At 44.2% G+C, this 18,459-nt stretch carries 10 protein-coding genes; 1 reads left to right on the forward strand and 9 read right to left on the reverse strand.

Features of this window, described 5'->3' with window-relative positions:
- The first annotated feature begins 20 nt into the window (after window positions 1-20).
- Complete coding sequence (ylqF, locus tag SO_RS11930; protein WP_011072540.1) at window positions 21-962, forward strand: ribosome biogenesis GTPase YlqF; 942 nt, start codon at window positions 21-23, stop codon at window positions 960-962.
- Between the two features lie 333 nt (window positions 963-1,295).
- On the opposite strand, the gene SO_RS11935 is transcribed toward ylqF, so the two are convergent.
- The 9 genes from SO_RS11935 to pepN all read right to left on the reverse strand — a co-directional run bounded on the left by SO_RS11935 (window position 1,296) and on the right by pepN (window position 18,430).
- Window positions 1,296-1,829, reverse strand: coding sequence for a cell division protein ZapC (locus SO_RS11935; protein ID WP_011072541.1), 534 nt, complete (start codon window positions 1,827-1,829; stop codon window positions 1,296-1,298).
- Between the two features lie 200 nt (window positions 1,830-2,029).
- Window positions 2,030-3,049: a quinone-dependent dihydroorotate dehydrogenase gene (pyrD, locus tag SO_RS11940; RefSeq protein ID WP_011072542.1), complete on the reverse strand. Its 1,020-nt coding sequence runs from the start codon at window positions 3,047-3,049 to the stop codon at window positions 2,030-2,032.
- A 62-nt stretch (window positions 3,050-3,111) separates the two neighbouring features.
- Window positions 3,112-7,956, reverse strand: coding sequence for an NAD-glutamate dehydrogenase (locus SO_RS11945; RefSeq protein ID WP_011072543.1), 4,845 nt, complete (start codon window positions 7,954-7,956; stop codon window positions 3,112-3,114).
- Between the two features lie 265 nt (window positions 7,957-8,221).
- The gene (locus tag SO_RS11950; RefSeq protein ID WP_011072544.1) at window positions 8,222-10,537 is read right to left on the reverse strand and encodes an efflux RND transporter permease subunit; all 2,316 of its coding nucleotides are present in this window, start codon (window positions 10,535-10,537) and stop codon (window positions 8,222-8,224) included.
- A 31-nt stretch (window positions 10,538-10,568) separates the two neighbouring features.
- Window positions 10,569-11,579: a WD40/YVTN/BNR-like repeat-containing protein gene (locus SO_RS11955; RefSeq protein ID WP_011072545.1), complete on the reverse strand. Its 1,011-nt coding sequence runs from the start codon at window positions 11,577-11,579 to the stop codon at window positions 10,569-10,571.
- 55 nt (window positions 11,580-11,634) lie between these two features.
- Entirely contained in the window at window positions 11,635-12,999 is a 1,365-nt protein-coding gene (locus SO_RS11960) for a DUF1329 domain-containing protein (RefSeq protein WP_011072546.1), read from the reverse strand.
- Window positions 13,000-13,011: 12 nt separating this feature from the next.
- Window positions 13,012-15,054 (reverse strand): DUF1302 domain-containing protein, encoded by a 2,043-nt coding sequence (locus SO_RS11965; RefSeq protein ID WP_011072547.1) that lies wholly within the window; start codon window positions 15,052-15,054, stop codon window positions 13,012-13,014.
- 338 nt (window positions 15,055-15,392) lie between these two features.
- Complete coding sequence (locus SO_RS11970; RefSeq protein ID WP_011072548.1) at window positions 15,393-15,608, reverse strand: DUF2835 domain-containing protein; 216 nt, start codon at window positions 15,606-15,608, stop codon at window positions 15,393-15,395.
- 272 nt (window positions 15,609-15,880) lie between these two features.
- Window positions 15,881-18,430 carry an aminopeptidase N gene (gene pepN / locus SO_RS11975; RefSeq protein WP_011072549.1) on the reverse strand — a complete coding sequence of 850 codons (2,550 nt, stop codon included), beginning with the start codon at window positions 18,428-18,430 and terminating at the stop codon, window positions 15,881-15,883.
- Between the last annotated feature and the right edge of the window lie 29 nt (window positions 18,431-18,459).

Raw genomic sequence — 18,459 nt, forward strand, 5'->3', positions numbered from 1 at the left:
ATTTAGGACAAGGCGTTATCATGGCAATTCAATGGTATCCGGGGCATATGCACAAGGCACGCAAAGAGATCGAAGAGGCTATGCCTCAGGTCGATCTCGTGATTGAGGTGCTGGACGCACGTATTCCCTACAGTAGCGAAAACCCCATGGTGTCAAAGCTTCGCGGCGACAAACCTTGTATTAAGCTGCTGAATAAATCCGACTTAGCCGATCCTGAAGTCACAGCCCAATGGATTGAATACCTTGAGCGTGAACAAGGCGTTAAAGCCACTGCAATCACGACGCTGCAACCCGGAATGTTGAAGATGCTGCCGGATCTTTGCCGTAAATTAGTGCCGAGTCGAGATAAAACTGAAAAAGATATTCGCACGATGATCATGGGGATCCCAAATGTCGGTAAATCCACCATTATCAATACCTTGGCTGGTCGCGTTATCGCTAAAACGGGTAACGAACCCGCCGTAACCAAAACCCAGCAGCGCATTAATCTACGTAACGGCATTGTGCTCTCGGACACTCCAGGGATTTTATGGCCTAAGGTTGACAACGAAGCCAGCAGCTATCGCCTCGCTGTCACAGGAGCAATTAAAGATACTGCCATGGAATACGAAGATGTAGCGCTGTTTGCCGCGGGCTATTTCTTAAAGGCCTACCCAAAGGAAATTTGCGAGCGTTATAACATCAGCGAGTTACCTAAAGATGATATGGCGTTACTCGAAGAAATCGGCCGTAAACGCGGCGCACTTCGCCCCGGTGGCCGCATTGATTTACATAAGGCATCAGAATTACTGCTGCATGAGTATCGTTCCGGTAAAATCGGCTTATTATCCCTTGAAACACCCGCTATGGCAGAGATTGAAAAAGCCGAAGTTGAGCGCATTCTTGCCGAAAAAGCGGCCGAGAAGGCCGCGAAGTTGGAAGCAGAAAAACTCAAACGCTCTGGTAAACGCCATAATGATTAATGCAGGTAAATCAAGTTCTAATCGAGATGATAAATACGCAGAAGTAAACTCACAATTTATTGGTTGACTCTCGTTCGTTCAAACTTTAGCCATTAAGCTAGTCCTAATCAGGGCTGGCTTTTTATTTGACTGTTTTTTGAATTCACAGAAATAGGATTTCATACGAAGACGTAACTTAGGATTATAGATTTATCTAACAGGCTTAGAAAAATTAACAGGAATAGCGTATCAATAGTCGTTCAATGACCAAAGCTTTACAATTAACTGACTCATCATTGCCAGCGCAATAAAGAGTATCTAAGCGTAAGTTACACTTATTATCGTGGCTAGCAACTAGGCCGCAACGACATGTCGCTGCGCACGAAGAGGGTGTAAGCGATTATGCATTACCTTAATCGTCTCAAACTGTCCCAAGGTTTTAGCTCCAGATAAAACACATTCTGGCGATAACAACATCACTAACGCCGATTGCAGTGTATTTTCAACAACTAATACTAATGCACGTTGTTTTTGACATTTAAGTTCAAAGACTTTCCCCACATCACTGTAAACACACACTTCACTGGTATCAAAAAACCAAGATTTTGGCATTTGTGGTGTTAGCATAAAATGCGCCGCTGTCGCATTAAGCGCTATTTGCACTACCGCAGCATCGGTTAGAGTTAATGTTTTGGGTAACTTATCGAGCAAGCTCATATAGAATTTGGCGTGCGAAATATTGAACTCCATGCTTGATAAGGCATCAGGAATTAATGATTTTGCTTTATAAGCCGTCAGAAATTCTATCTCGGAACCTAACGAAACGCTTAATACACCATACGAATCGTTATATTTCCAATGCCAATCCTTTTGCGGCAATAATAACATAACGTTTACCTACTATTTGAACACTGGCACATCATAGTAGATATTTTATTCAATATCAAAATAAAAATAATAAAATACAAATTAGTTAACAATTACTTAGTGGATCTGTTTTAAGATCATAACTGCGATCTCATGATCGTTTTAGATCGCAGTTATCATAGAGGATCTCCTTTTTGATCCTCCGAGAGATCTAAAGATCGTTATTTTAAACGGTAAGCTTCAACAATCTCTTTAATTAACTTCGGACCTTGATAAATAAAACCCGAGTAAATCTGCACCATAGTTGCGCCCGCATCAAACTTCGCTAATGCATCTTCAGCACTATTAATGCCACCCACGCCTATAATTGGAATTTGACCTTGTAAACAAGTGGCTAATTGTTTAATCACTTTTGTTGAAAGTTCAGTTAAAGGTTTACCACTTAAGCCACCGCTTTCATTCGCATTGGCAAGCCCACTAACACCGTCACGGGTCAAGGTGGTATTGGTCGCAATTGCACCATCAAACTGATTTTTAATCAACGCTTGAGCAATATTTTCGATTTCTTCAATCGTTAAATCAGGGGCAATTTTAAGCGCGATAGGTACATATTTTTTATGTTTGTCGGCCAATTCAAGTTGCTTGGCTTTAATGGCACTTAATAATTCGTCTAATAGATCGCCATATTGCAGCGATCGTAATCCAGGGGTATTAGGTGATGAAATATTCACCGCAATATAAGCCGCATGGAGATAAACTTTATCCATACAGATTAAATAATCGTCTTTACCTTGTTCTACTGGGGTGTCTTTATTTTTACCAATATTGACGCCAACCATAATATCAGTCTTTTTCGCGATCAAATTTTTGACTAGGTTATCGACACCTTTGTTATTAAATCCCATGCGATTGATAATCGCCTTGGCGGGTTTTAATCTAAATAAACGCGGTAAATCATTACCAGGTTGTGGTCTTGGGGTAACCGTTCCCACTTCCACATGACCAAATCCCATCGCATGAAAGGCATCTATCGACTCGCCATCTTTATCCATACCTGCAGCTAAGCCCACTGGATTTGGAAAAGTCAGTCCCATAAAGCTGACAGGCGCTGGCGTAATATTCTGAGCATAAAAAGCATTGAGAGGACCGTTGCCTGTCATTCTCAGACTGCCAATGGCTAAATTATGCGCTCGCTCAGGATCCATCTGAAACATGACTTTCTGTGCGATTTTATAAAACATGTACTTTCCTCGACCTAAAAAAAGCCCCGGCGATCGCCAGGGCTTCTGATTGTTATAAAAGTTTACTTTTGCCCTTCACAGTGAAGGATCAGAAGGTTAAGTTCACGTAGGGCGACAGAGAACTTAGCAAACTCATGATTTTGCGACGTTTTAAAGTCAGCTAGCATGTGGAACCATCTTTCCAACAGGGCTTGATTAGTCTCAATCCACAGGGAAATAACACTCTGTGCATTACAGGTTGCACTGCACGTTCTTAAAACCACTGACGTTAACGCACGTTGCTGCCAATCCAGCTCTTCTCTAAAGGCCGCACGGGCCAGTGCTTGCCAATGGTTAGTCACTGGTTGCGCACTGATTTGTTCTAGGAACCAGTGCAGCTCAACGCGAGCACCGAGTTTGAAATAAGTCTCGGCAACAAGCGCGACAGTCTTCTCTTCAGCCTGCGCAATTTGCGCAATATCAAGCGTAGAGAACAGTGTGCTCATATTGGCAACGGTAGAGGCAACATCCTGAGGCACATTCTCTTTAATCAGAGCATTGATCTCAGCCTGGATGCCTGCTGCTTCTTCTTCAGCTAAGTATGAATGAACATTCGCTTTGAGTTGTTCAAATACCGGTTTGAAGAAGGCAACTGTTTGCTCAATACTCCAACTACGGTTACGGTGACGCAAGAACCAGCGACATGCACGACGCATATTACGACGTAACTGGTGCAACATTTCACCCTGAACCACAGCAGGTACAATACCGTTTAAGTCAGTGATCGATTTAGTTAATTCAGCTAAACCAAAGACTTCGCGAGCCATAGTGTAGCAAATTGCCGCATCAGCAACTGAGGCACCAGTCTCATCTTGCATACGTTGAACAAAGTTCAGACCCATGTCATTGACCAGTTCGTTGGCCAGTGAGGTAGCAATGATTTCACCACGCAGTGGATGCGTAACCATTCTGGCGCTATACAGTTCCTGAAGTTTTTTCGGGAAGTAAGCAATCAACAATTGGCTCAGCAGCGTATCTTCAGTGATTTCTGGCGTCAGTAACTGCTCTTTGAGCACCATCTTAGCGTAAGCAACCAAGACTGATAGCTCTGGACGCGTTAATGCACGGCCATTGGCGAGACGTTCTGTCAGTTCTTCTTCCGAGGGTAAGAATTCTAACGCGCGGTCTAACTTACCTTCTTTCTCCAGATACTGGATGAAGCGGATTTGCTCTTTTAACTGTTCAGCACCACGCACTTGGGTAACAGAAATCGTGCGGGTTTGGTCTTTACAGTCTTGCAGAACAATTTCGCCGACTTCTTCGGTCATCTCTCCAAGTAAACGGTTACGTTGTTTCAACGTCAGTTCACCTTCAGTCACCATCGCGTTCAGCAAAATCTTGATGTTAACTTCGTTATCAGAACAGTCCACACCACCAACGTTATCCACGAAGTCAGTGTTAATACGGCCGCCATTAGCAGCATATTCGATACGACCTAATTGGGTACAACCTAAGTTACCACCCTCACCGACGATCTTAGCACGCAGTTCACGGCCATTGACGCGCAGTGCATCGTTAGCGCGGTCACCGACTTCGGCATTGGTTTCCCGTGAAGACTTAACGTAGGTACCAATACCACCGTTCCAAATCAGATCAACTGGCATTTTCAGCAGTTCTTTCATCATCTCAGTTGGGGTCATCGAGATTTTCTCAGTACCCAACATTTGCTTCATTTCAGCAGACAATGGAATTGACTTAGATGAACGCAGGAAAACACCGCCGCCCTTAGAAATCAGCTTGCTATTGTAGTCTTCCCAGCTCGAACGTGGCAGCGCGAATAAACGAGCACGTTCTTCATAACTGGTAGCAGCATCAGGATTTGGATCGATAAAGATATGCATGTGGTTGAATGCAGCAACAAGTTTTGTGTGCTTAGACAACAACATACCGTTACCGAATACGTCACCCGCCATGTCACCAATACCTAAACAGGTAAAGTCAGTGGTTTGACAATCAATACCCACTTCGCGGAAGTGGCGCTTAACAGATTCCCAGCCACCTTTGGCTGTGATACCCATTTTCTTGTGATCGTAACCGTTACTACCACCCGATGCGAACGCATCACCTAACCAGAAATTGTATTCGAGAGAAATCGAGTTCGCGATATCAGAGAAGGTCGCAGTACCTTTATCGGCAGCCACAACTAAATAAGGGTCATCCTCATCGTGACGAACCACATCCACTGGATGCACGATTTCACCGTTCAAAATGTTATCGGTAATATCGAGCAAGGCGCGAATGAAGATGCGGTAACATTCTTGGCCTTCGGTGAAGAAAGCCTCACGACCACCTTCAGTTGGCAGTTGTTTACAAACGAAACCACCTTTTGCCCCCACAGGCACAATAACGGTGTTTTTCACTTGTTGCGCTTTCACTAAGCCAAGCACTTCGGTACGGAAGTCTTCACGGCGATCAGACCAACGCAGACCACCACGCGCCACTTTACCGTAACGTAAATGCACACCTTCAACCCGTGGCGAATAGACGAAAATTTCGAATTTCGGCAGTGGACGTGGCATTTCAGGGATCAACGAAGGCATGAATTTAAACGAGATATAACTCTTAGATTCGCCTTTGGCATCCAGTTGATAAAAGTTGGTACGCAGTGTGGCGTTAATCAAGTCTAAATAGCGACGAATGATACGGTCATCATCGAGACTTGATACTTCGTCTAAACGTAGGTTAATTTGCTCCATAAACTTGCCCAGTGTACGGGTCTTCAGTTTAGGATTGAACTTACGAATAAACATTTTCACCAACAAATCAGCGATTTGAGGGTAACGGCCGAAGGTTTCTTCAATATAAGCTTGGCTAAAGGTCGCATCGATTTGACGCATATATTTCGCATACGCGCGCAATACAGAGACTTCACGGCCCGTTAAGCCAGAGGCCAGAATAATGCGGTTAAAACCATCATCTTCTAACTTCTTTTGCCACACTTGTGACAGTGCTGTTTGGAATCTGTCTTGGCTATCAGCGATATTGTCGGTGTTGACAACTTTCACTGTCATTAAGAAGTCTAAAATCCAGAAGGTTGAGCCGTCTGCGGTGGTGACTTCATAAGGGCGTTCGTTAATCACACGCAAACCAAAGTTTTCGAGCATTGGCAGCACGTCAGAAAGATGAATTGGCTCATCTTTATGGAACAGTTTTAAACGCACTTTGTTGTCATTCAGCGCAGCTTCCTGCGGTTGATAGAACAACATACCCAGTTTGTGTTCGTCGTCCAAGGCTTCGAGCTGTTGCATATCCACAACGGCGGAGCTTGGCAGCACATCTTCCTTATAGCTTTGTTCGAAGGCGTTAGCGTAACGCTTCATCAGATGAGTACCGGCTTCTTCACCTAAGGCGTTGTTTAGCGCAGTATTTAACTTATCTTCCCAAGAACGTGCCGCTTCTATTAAGTTGTTCTCTATGGCAGCCACATCTACATCCATATTATTGTTATCAACTTTGACAATGTAGTGAGTACGTGCCAGGGTCGACTCGGAGAAATACGTCGTAAACTCTACATCTTCTTTACTGTTGAAATGTTGAGCCAGAATACGTTGGGTATCTTGGCGAAGCTTAGTGTTGTAACGATCTTTAGATACATACACTAAACAGGATAAGAAACGACCGAAACCGTCTTTGCGAACAAAGAGCTTCAGTTTATCCCTATCTTGCATCTCGAGCACACCGTGCGCTGTGTGTGCTAAATCATCCACATTAGCTTGAATTAGCTCATCGCGCGGTAAGTTTTCGAGAATGTTCAGTAGGGCTTTATAGTCGTGAGATCGAGGTGTTAAACCTGAACGGTCTAATACGCGCTGGACTTTTTCGTTCAGCAGCGGGATCTCACGTGGGCTGCGGTTATATACATTTGAGGCGTATAAACCGATAAATCTGTCTTCACCGATCACATTGCCTTTTTTATCGAAGCGTTTAATACCGATATAGTCGACATAGGCTGGACGGTGCACGCGGCTCTTGGCACTGCTCTTCGTCAGGATCAGTAAACTGTGGTCTAAGGCTTCTTTACGGGCACTGTCAGAGAAGCTTGATAATAACAAACCTTGCTCTGGCTGAGTCTTATGGTGTTTGTTCATTAAACCTAAGCTAGAGGCTATATTCGGTACTAGCTCAACATCCCCTTCAACACGTTTTAAATCGTATTGACGGTAACCCAGTAAGGTAAAATGATGATTATTAAGATAAGTTAGGAAGTTAATCGCTTCTTCTAACTCTTGCTTCTCACCGGGAAATGGACGTTTAGGTAACTCTTTAATGGTCTCGCTCAACTTAGCTGACATCGCACCCCAATCGTTGACTGATGCGGCAACATCGGCGAGCACAGATTGGATTTCGCGTTCAAGAGCTTTGATGTCCGCAGTGCTGCTTTGGCGATCGATTTCAATTAAGAAAACCGCAACATGTTCAGTGCTGTCAGGGCTTTGGTTCAGATAAGTTACTTTAGTCACTTCTTGCGCTGAACGCTCAATCGCCAGCGGAGTATGTAACATCACATGAGCCGTAATACCCATACGATTCAAGGCCATACCAACAGAATCTACCAAAAATGGCATATCTGGTTGGATGACTTCAATGATCGAATGGGTTGATTGCCAGCCATGTTTTGACTGACTTGGATTGAATACTCTGAGGTGAGTTTCCCCTTTCGGGGTTTTGTTCAGTGCGTTCCATAAACTGAGGACGGCACCGTACAGATCGCTGTCATTACGCGCATTGAGGTCGTCTTTAGACATGTGGGCATAAAGGCAGGTCGCGAACTGTTCAACTTGCTTGGCTTGTGAATTAGGGACTTTAGCGTGAATTAAACTGACTACATTTTCAAGTAGTACTGAAGGCATTGCATCTTTCAAGGCCATGTTGCTGTTTCCTTAAGCGTCTATGGCAGCGCTTTTTTTCATTATTTGGATGCTTCGGCTTAACAATCTGAGAAAAGCGAGTGTGATCTAGATCGTCGCGCGAAGTTTATTACTAAATCCTCTGTATTTCGAGGAAAATTTTAGTGGTACATCCTCTTGAAATCCAGTCGCAGCGCGATTAAAGCGCAAACAATGACCAAACAATCGTAAAAACAGACTAACTATGCAAAAAAAAATGGGGAGTTAAACTCCCCATTTCAAGGTATTACTTAGGTTGTCGCCAGAATACCGCCGCCAATGCTGGCAGGATAATTATGGCACCCAACATATTTACTAAAAACATGAAGGTGAGCAGGATCCCCATATCCATTTGGAATTTAAGCGCCGAGAAAAACCAAGTGCTTACTCCGATAGCCAGCGTCAAACCGGTAAAAATCACCGCACTTCCCCGCTCAACCAACGCTTCGTAGTAAGCCTGCTGTACTGGCATACCATTTGATAACTTAGACGACATGGTCGACAGGATATAAATACCATAGTCGACCCCAATTCCCACACCCAGAGCAATAACGGGTAACGTACTGACAGCTAAGCCAATATTAAGCATTGTCATCAAGGCCTGTGCCAGTGTCGATACCACATAGAGTGGAATGATAACCGCAACCGTTGCCTTGAAAGATTTGAAGCTGATTAAACACAGCACAAATACCGCGCCATACACATAGATCATCATAGGTAATTGCGCTTCGGCTACGGCTTCATTCGTTGCCGCCATCACACCAACAGGACCCGATGCCAGTTTAAATTGCAGCTTATCATTATCCATTTTGGCAGCGACAGCTTTGACCTTAGCGACCACAGTTTCTATGGTTTCGGCCTTGTGATCTTTCATAAACAGATACACAGGCATGACCGAACAATCGCCATTTAATAAACCTGAAGTCGTGGGAATTTGACCAATAGCCTGGACTAAACTCGCCGTTGTACGCGGTAGCACTTCCCACCTTGGATTGCCTTCGTTAAAGCCAGCGTTCACTTTTTTTGCCACCGAAGCCAAACTGACGGTTGATTCAACACCAGGAGTATTACGCACTAACCATTCAAACTCATCAATTTGATTCAACACATCGTGATAAGTACAGGCTTCGGGACTCGCTTCAACAATCACAGTCATCACATCCGTCGTGATAGAGAAATGATCTGTAATAAAGAAAGTGTCCAAGTTATAGCGCGAATCTTGATGTAACGCGGGTGCACCGCCTTGCAGGTCACCAATTTTCATCTGGTTTGCCTTTTCTAACCCAGCAAAATACAAGGCAATAGTCGCTATAATCACCACGATCGCGTATTTAGGGGTGGCAAATTTTGCCAGATAGCGCCAAATCGCCTCGGCACGCACTTCATCCGATGTTGGTTGACCTTGTGGTGGAACGTTAATCTCGGTAAAGGAAATCACTAACGGCAAGAGGATAAGGTTGGTGAGAATAATCACACCTACGCCCAAGGATGCCGAAATCGCCAGCTCACGAATAATACCAATATCAATGAATAATAGCGTAATAAAACCAACAGTATCAGAGAGTAACGCCACACCACCGGGCACAAGTAAGCTACGAAATGCCGAAGCTGATGCAGCCTTAGTAGATTGCCCATCCATGACACGGCGTTTTACGGCATTAATGATCTGCACACCGTGACTCACCCCAATCGCAAATACCAGGAAAGGCACCAAAATCGACATCGGATCGAGACCGAAACCAATTACCGTCAATAAACCGAGCTGCCAGATCACCGCAGCTAAGCTACAGATTAAAGGTAATAGCGTCAGAATAATCGATTTAGAGAACAGATAAACCATTGCCGCCGTGACTAAAATGGCTATCACGAAAAACAGTAATACACCTTTGGCACCATCGGCCACATCACCAGCCATCTTTGCAAAGCCGATAATATGAATTTTTACTTTATCGGTTTCATATTTGCCACGCAGTTCTTTTTCAAGTTGGGCGGCAAAGGCAATGGTATCTAAGGGTTTACCCGTTTGTGGATCAAAATCCATTAACTGGGCAGATACCATAGCAGCGCTGTAGTCGTTAGCAATTAATCGGCCAACAATCCCTGCTTTTTCAATGTTATCTCGAACCGTATTCAGCCCTGTTTCTGTGGTAGCAAAATCAGCAGGTATCACAGGACCGCCAGCAAAACCATCCTCCACAACCTCGGTAAAACGGGTCGAAGGAGAAAACAGCGATTTCACCTGAGAACGGTCAACACCGGGAATAAAAAACAGCTGATCATGAACGTTTTTAAGGGTATCAAAAAAATTAGGATTAAAAATATTACCGCTGGTGTCTTCGACCGCCACCATAATGCTATTTGCGCCCCCAAAATCCTTTTGGTGCTTGAGGTAAGTTTGCATATAACTATGGTTGAGTGGAATATTTTTAATAAATGCCGCATCCATTTTTAATTGGCTGGCTTGGTATCCCAAAAAAACCGTTACCAAAATGAAAATGCTTACCACCCAAGCACGGTTGCGGAACAAAAATGACTCAAATCCGTTGACCAGTTTTTCTAACATCTTATCGGCCCTGTTATTGTTGTTTTATAATTTATGGCTTAAGTGTGAGTAGCCCTTGGCTACCCGATAACCACACATTCCCTTGGTTATCTTTGGCAATTGAAACTAAGTTTTCCCCTTGGCGACGAGTCACAATACTCGAACTATCATCCTGATTTAACTGGATAACAATGCCGGCATTACCTACAAGATATAGGCTAGTCTCTGAGGTTGCCATAACACCGTTGATAGATGATTTAACTGGCATATCAATCTCATCCCATTGGGCAAGGCTCAAATCGGCCTTAAAGACGTGCCCTCTTAGCCCCATCACGTAAACCGCATCCTGCAGCTGAATGGCGTTAAACATAGAGCCATCATAATCAAACCCCGTGCGGGTAAAGCTTTGGCCTTTGTCTGCCGACATCGCCACTAAGCCAAGCTCTCCCACCAATAATAGACGCCCATCCTTAAGCGCTATCATCCGATTAAAATGCGGCAATAAAGATGCTCGCTCAGTAAGGTAGGCTGCTTGATCGCTGTTTTTTAACTCAGCGAGGTAGGAGACGTCCTCTTCGGCAAGCAGCTCTTCATGGAATTCCTCAGTCCAATTTGCGCCGCCATCGCGGGTGCGATAAAAGAGTCCGTAGGCACCTATCGCCATACCTTCTTGTTCATTTAAAAACAATACATCAAGGAAAGGCTTTTCGATTTCAGTCGACTGCATTTGTAACGACCAAGTCTGGCCGCCATCTTGAGTATGCAAAATAGTGGCATCGTGCCCAACAGCCCAACCGAATTTTTCATTTAAAAAGAAAACCTTTGTTAACTGAACGGAAGTCGGCGTCGGGACTTGTTGCCATTTGTCCGTTAGCACTAAAACATGGCCTCGCTCACCTACAGCAACTAAATGCTGGCCAGCATGGGCGATATCTAACACTAATGAAGATGCCGCCAGAGGCTGAATTTGAGGGAAATGCTCTGACTGTGCAGAAAACGAAGGGGAAAAAAATAAACAACCAACACTTATCGCAGCGACACATTGAAGGATGCGAAACGACATACAAACTTCCTTAAACTAATGAGGGGGCGCTTAGCGCCCCTTTTACCGTAGCTAATTAACGGATACCTTCGCGACGCAGCGCATCTGGGGTAAAGTTTGCTTCACTCAGTTTGGCATCAAAGTTATACATGCCGCTCTGGTTGTCTAACCCCATGGCCAAGTAACGACGGGACTGTAGATCGTGGAACACTTCTAAGGTATCCCACTGCGCTGGAACTTCGTAATAGTTCAAACCATGGGCAACCGCCACACGGTAAAGCTCATCACGGTTGTCGTACAGATCGGCAATCGATACTTGCCATGAGTCTTCGTCAAGATACATCACGCGAGTTTTGTAGATATGGCGCATACCGTCTTTCAGTGTCGCCTTTACTTCCCATACGCGGTGTTTTTCCCAACGGACAAACTCAGGATTAATATGACCGGGTTTTAAAATCTGATCATATTTCAGCTTATCTGAATGCAATTTGTAATCGTTGTAAGGAATATAGATTTCTTTCTTGCCCACAAGCTCCCAGTTATAACGCACGGGTGAACCGTTAAACATGTCGAAATCGTCCGTAGTGCGCAGACCATCGGATACTGTGCCCGGTGTATCAAACGCAACGTTTGGTGCCTTACGAACACGGCGCTGGCCAGTGTTATAGGTCCATGCTTGGCGCGGTAACGCTTCTTGGTCCATGGTTTCTTTCACCAGCAGTGCTGTTCCTGCGAGGCGCGCGGGTTGAGTGACAACCTGTTTGAAGTAGAACAAGGTGTTACTGGCTTTTAACTGATCGAGGGTGATCTCTGGGCGAGAGTACTCGAAGCGAATTTCCTCAGCGGTTTCCACTAAGGTGTAACTTCCATCTGCTGTGGGTGCAGCTTGGCTACGAGAGGTCTCTACATCCATACCACGGAAGCGGAGGATATGGTTCCAAATTGCTTCTAAGCCATTGGCTGGGATTGGGAAGGGAATACCAATTGATGCACCTGAAATTCCATTACCTTGCGCCACCAATTCAGCACGGGTTGCATTGACTTTAGTCGCATCGTACACAAATTGCGGTACAGACGCACTACGACGAGTCTTGTACACATTCATCTTGTAAGTATTAGGATAAAGCTCAAACAGTTTCATCTGACCAGGGGTCAAATAATCTTTATATTGTGCTTTATTTGCATTGGTAATGGTGAATTCAATTTTATCCTCAGGGAAAGGATCTGGATGATGCATTCCCTTAGTGTAACCCGCTATAGGCTTAGTAATACCACCATCCCATGCTGGAATTGAACCATCGGCGTTACCTGCTTTTTCAGCACCTAATGGAGTTAATTCGTTACCCAGTTTTGCGGCTTCTGCTTCAGAGATCTTCGCCATCGCTGCTGGTGCTACAAGTGCCATAATCACCGCACTTGCCAATATCGACAGTTTCTTCATTGTTATAGTCCTTTAGATCGAATACTTGATATTGAATGAAATATAATCACGATCTGCCATCGCGTTGGTTGTACCTACACCACCAAAGAAATTGTTGTAGGACAGATCTGCGCCCCAGCGGTTTTGGTATTCAAAGTTAAGACCCAAGGCGACTGACTTACGTCCTTCAGTGAATAGGAACATAGGATCTGGGGTAATACCATCAACATCGTGTGAGAAAATCATTCGTGGAGACATGTTCACACCGGCAAACAAGTTATTGAACTCAGCTTTGGCTACAAGGCGGTATCCCCAGGCGAAATCCGTTGGGAATGGGTTGGTTTCAGGGCCGTTATGCAACGCTTGGATAATGCCCGGCATATCAGGATTACCACCAGAGCGCGCTGTACCAGGGCCATTTAAACGCAGTTCATCAAAGCCAGGCATATCATGGATCCACACCCCACCGACTTCAGCCAACATAGTCAAGTTATCCAGTCCCAGTGTTGGACCAAATAAGTGAGTGAACGTGGCTTGCGCCTGAGTGGTGTCTCGGCGGATAAAACCGTCGACAGTGTCACCAGGTTTGACACCATCAATTTGTGAAATACCGTTGAAATCTGGGCGAATACCTGCATTAGCTAATTGTTGTGGCATACCAGCAAACAACAGTTCTACGTCATCGATTTGCAACGGTTCATCTTGACGGTGGGCAATTTCAGCACCGACTGAGGTATCACCCAGTGAAGTGTTAAAACTAAAGCCGTAGAGTTTAATGTCTTCAGGATAAACAATTTGCGCCTTAGAGAAGCTTTTTAAGCTCAGCAGCAAATCGCGATTAATATCCCCGGCATTTTGCCCAAGTACCGCTAAATCGGATAACAGCGCACCTGTGCTAAAATCGGCTGCAGTACCGCTGATCAGCGGACGGCGACTATGGTAGTTCATAAAGTAGAAACCAAACTCGGTATCGCCCAATTCAGGCGCATAATAACCTAGCTTGATACCATATTGCCCATCATTACTCGGCGATTGCTCATCCTGCACTAAGGTCACTTTAGTTGGATATGCCAACGCCATCGCAACGAGCTGTTGCGTTGGAATTGTCTGACCGCTGGCGATCATTCCTGCAAGACGTTGATATTCTTGCATCACAAAGTCTAAATTAATATCAGGGTTGGCGTTAAAACCTAGCTGTGCGTTTTGGTTGTAACCACCAAAGCCCGCAAAATCGTTAGTCGCAAAAATTGAACCGGGTGTAGGAACCCAAATTGGTTCCCAATCATATTGATAGAAAGCTTCTACCGATAAATTTTCCGTGATCCCTAAAGAGGCCCAAACCATACCTTGAGGTCTAAAGGCTTCTTTCAGTTCAGCACCGGGAGCATTAAGGATGTTCAAATCAACGGGGTTAATCTCACCGATACCGTGGGCGATAAGCGTACTTTCCCCCCAAGAGACGACTTGGTTACCCACACGAATAGACAGAGGATTTGCACCGTCATTCAAATCAAAATTCGCATAGACGAAGGCATCCAGCAGACGGATGTCCTTACATTGCACCTCTGAAGCACGGTTATCTTGACAAGGATCGTATTCTTTCCCTGTTAGCGGATCGTTGAAGTCATAATTACCATCATTTAATTTACGATCGTAGAAATACATGCCACGCGCAAATAAACCATAGTTTTCATACTTCAGAGACAGCTCATGTAATCCTTTAACGATCTCTGAAGTGGTATCACCTTGAGAATAAAGTAAATTACTTAAGTCATTATTGCTTGAATAGGAGCCTGGTTGCGCCCAAATCTCAGCAGAAGTGTATTTGGTATTGCCAAAAGCAGTATAATTTGACCAATCAAATTGTGGCTGGTTAACCTTACCGATTTGTCCTGCCCAATCGCGCTCACCCACACGCCAACTGGCACCAGCGGTCCAAGTTGAGTCAAAAGAACCTTGTACTGCCCCCCAATCGAATGCAACTGCATTAACATTCGACACCATCAATAAACTCAATGCCGACGCCACCCCCAAAGCAAGCGCCGACTTGTTAAAACCTTTTTTAACAATTTTCATTTTAGCTCTCCGTACCCTGCTGGATTCTTTGTTCTAGGAATTACAACCAACATCTTGTTAGCTCACAGGTAACATCATTGTTACAGCAATTAATCCCCATGAGCAAGGCACAGTTAGATAAAATTTTCTAAAGAATTAAGCACGTAGACACATTTATGTCATCTAGTACAAAGATAGGATTTAAATTAGAAAAGTAGAAGATAGGAATGAATGGAAAAAACAAGATAAAAAATCATATTTTTCATCAACATAATAACAGATAAAATATCATATTTTCTGAATTGTAATTAGTCGACCGTTTAAAGTAATTGCTCTAAGTTAAAATCAACAATTTGTTTCTACAATCGCTCTAATGACACAAATTGCCCTTTATCATCGAGCACCAGTTTAAATTGCCCATGGATCCCGTTTTCAGTTAAAAAACGCCTAAAATGCCGCCCGTTAATCCACAGGATCCGCCCTTGGCTTTCACGAACTTCAACTTTATCGGCCAGCCCCTGATAGTAAGGTAAAAAATCTTGGTAGCTCAGGGTTAACTTAAAATACAATTCCATACTGATAAGGGCAGCAAAGTGCTGCTCTCCTCCTCTAATTAACCTAAACTCGGGGTAACGAGTGTCGAAAAACCTAAATTTAATAAACTAAATCAATGCTATAAATGATTATTGTGAAACGAAAAATCTATTATCTGGCTGAATGCGCAGGTTTTGCGCATATCAAGGCGCTCTGTCTAACCATAGCGAGCTATGGTTAGACAGAGCAACGCAGAGAGGCCCGAAAAGATGCCTATTCAGCGGCTCTGCTTATCTCGAGTTCAGGTTAATTACTACTGCGCTAAGGCTTTAGACACTTTCTCGAATAAATCCTTCGAGAGTCCAGGCAAGTCTAATAAACGCGTTAAACAGGCTTTAATCTTAGATTGACGTGTTTCATCGAATTTACTGAATTGGATTAGCGGTGTCACCATTCGCGCAGCAACCTGTGGGTTAAGCTGGTTCAAGTTGATAAGGCATTCAGTTAAAAACTCATAACCTTGACCATCAATACGGTGGAATTGATAAATATTCCCAGCGGCAAAACTACCAATAAGCGAGCGAACGCGATTGGGATTGCCCATACTAAAACTCGAATGTTGTTGTAATTGCCGTAACTTATCAATCACATCATCACTATCATGGGTCGCCTGTAACATAAACCATTTGTCCATGACTAACGGCGTATCACGCCAGCGCGTCTCAAACTGAGCCATTAAATGGTCACGGCAAGTTAAAGAGCCTGTATTGGCTGCACTCAAGGCACCAAGAGAGTCTGTCATGTTGTTAGCTTTTTCAAACTGTTCAACCACAAAGGTTTCTGCATCACTGCTAACTCGGCTAAGCCAATTTAGACATTGGTTTTTAAGGGCTCGAGCTTTAGTGCAATCCAAATTAACTAATGAGCGATAAAGTGCCGTTAACTCATCTTCACAGTATGCTGCAAGCTCGGTGAGCACAAATTCACGGGCTAAGGCTAATGCATCAAGGTCAACAGTATCGGTTTGCTCAACCAAAGCGGAAGCCGATGGAATCGCTAAGATCTCAGCCTTCAGTGCTTGATCGAGTTTCTCATCGAGTAAAGCCCCTTTAAAACTGTCCTTAACTCTTTCATCTAAGGTCATCGTCTGATGTTGCTGTAAATGTTCAACATTTTGCCAAATTGCTTGGCTAACGAGTGTGACTGATGCCTCCCAACGCGCCACTTCACTCGAAGCAAAACGCATCAGATGAACAAGTTGGTCAACTTCAAAGGGATAATGTAATTTAACCGGCGCAGAGAAATCTTGCAACAGTGACGCCACAGGTTTATGGTTGAGTCCTTCAAAAGTAAATACTTGTTCGGCTTCGATAAAATTGAGCACTTGGTTAACCAGCGACAGCCCCTTCTCATCCAACAGTTCAAGACTAAAAGGAATATGCAGCGGCGATAAGCAACCTGCTAAAGTCTGTTTAAGTGTTAACTGATAACGCCCTGATGCAGCATCGAAACTATCGCTTGCGGTCACCATCGGGGTGCCTGCTTGGCTATACCAGAAGCGGAATTGGGTTAAATCGATACCACTGGCATCTTCCATCGCCGCGACAAAATCATCGCAGGTCACAGCTTGACCGTCGTGACGTTTGAAGTATAACTTCATCCCCGCTTGAAAATGCGTTTCGCCAAGCAAGGTGTGCATCATACGAATGACTTCAGCGCCCTTGTTATACACTGTCACAGTGTAAAAATTATTCATCTCAATGACAGATTCTGGACGGATAGGATGGGACATAGGGCCAGAATCTTCCGCAAATTGCTGATTCTTGATCACTTTAATTGCGTGAATTCGATTCACAGCGCGAGAGTCTAAATCCGAGCTAAATTCTTGATCGCGGAAAACGGTTAAGCCTTCCTTGAGACTTAGTTGGAACCAATCACGACAAGTGACCCTATTTCCAGTCCAGTTATGGAAGTACTCATGACCAACGACGGATTCAATCCCATGATAATCATCGTCTGTTGCAGTCAAAGTATCAGCGAGAACATATTTAGTATTGAAGATATTTAAGCCTTTGTTTTCCATCGCACCCATATTAAAAAAATCGACGGCAACGATCATATAGATATCTAAGTCATACTCGAGGTCAAAACGGGATTCATCCCAGGCCATGGACTTTTTAAGGGACGCCATCGCGTGGTGCGCCTTATGTAAATTCCCTTTATCAACAAAGACCTGTAACACCACTTTGCGATGGCTACGGGTAATAAACTCATCCTGTAACAGGTCAAAATCACCTGCAACAAGGGCAAAAAGATAGGCAGGTTTGGGAAATGGATCTTGCCAGCGTACATAATGGCGTCCGCCATCGAGCTCGCCTTTGTCAATCAAGTTACCGTTACTCAGCAGGAATGGGAACGCAAGCTTGTCCGCTTCAATACGCACTGTGTATTTAGCCAATACGTCAGGACGATCAAGGAAATAAGTGATACGTCTAAACCCTTCAGCCTCACACTGGGTGCAATAGGCACCATCGGACATGTAAAGCCCTTCAAGACTCGAGTTAGCTTCAGGATCAAGCTGAGTGATGATCGATAACTCAAACTCATCAAGCCCAGTCGCAATAGTCAAATGACCTTCACTCTCGTGATACACCGCTGCTTGTCCATCAATCACCACACTCACTAAGGTTAAACTTTCCCCATCGAGCACTAAAGGATTGGCGTGGTTTGAGGTACGTTTGACCTTGCTAACGGCTTTAACAAGGGTGTTTTTACCATCGAGATTAACATCTAAGTCAATGGTTTCAATCGTGAACGGGGGAGCTTGGTAGTCTTTGAGGTATTTTGCTTGAGCTTGGGTCATTTCGTTCCCTTTAACACTGATTTAAATAA

Source organism: Shewanella oneidensis MR-1, from assembly GCF_000146165.2.
Classification (GTDB): Bacteria; Pseudomonadota; Gammaproteobacteria; order Enterobacterales; family Shewanellaceae; genus Shewanella; species Shewanella oneidensis.

Excerpts from the sequence above, each read along its gene's own strand:
- SO_RS11970 (WP_011072548.1), bottom strand. The coding sequence starts at position 15,608 with ATGGAATTGTATTTTAAGTTAACCCTGAGCTACCAAGATTTTTTACCT.
- SO_RS11955 (WP_011072545.1), bottom strand. The coding sequence starts at position 11,579 with ATGTCGTTTCGCATCCTTCAATGTGTCGCTGCGATAAGTGTTGGTTGT.
- pepN (WP_011072549.1), bottom strand. The coding sequence starts at position 18,430 with ATGACCCAAGCTCAAGCAAAATACCTCAAAGACTACCAAGCTCCCCCG.
- pyrD (WP_011072542.1), bottom strand. The coding sequence starts at position 3,049 with ATGTTTTATAAAATCGCACAGAAAGTCATGTTTCAGATGGATCCTGAG.
- SO_RS11965 (WP_011072547.1), bottom strand. The coding sequence starts at position 15,054 with ATGAAAATTGTTAAAAAAGGTTTTAACAAGTCGGCGCTTGCTTTGGGG.
- SO_RS11950 (WP_011072544.1), bottom strand. The coding sequence starts at position 10,537 with ATGTTAGAAAAACTGGTCAACGGATTTGAGTCATTTTTGTTCCGCAAC.
- ylqF (WP_011072540.1), top strand. The coding sequence starts at position 21 with ATGGCAATTCAATGGTATCCGGGGCATATGCACAAGGCACGCAAAGAG.
- SO_RS11960 (WP_011072546.1), bottom strand. The coding sequence starts at position 12,999 with ATGAAGAAACTGTCGATATTGGCAAGTGCGGTGATTATGGCACTTGTA.
- SO_RS11945 (WP_011072543.1), bottom strand. The coding sequence starts at position 7,956 with ATGGCCTTGAAAGATGCAATGCCTTCAGTACTACTTGAAAATGTAGTC.
- SO_RS11935 (WP_011072541.1), bottom strand. The coding sequence starts at position 1,829 with ATGTTATTATTGCCGCAAAAGGATTGGCATTGGAAATATAACGATTCG.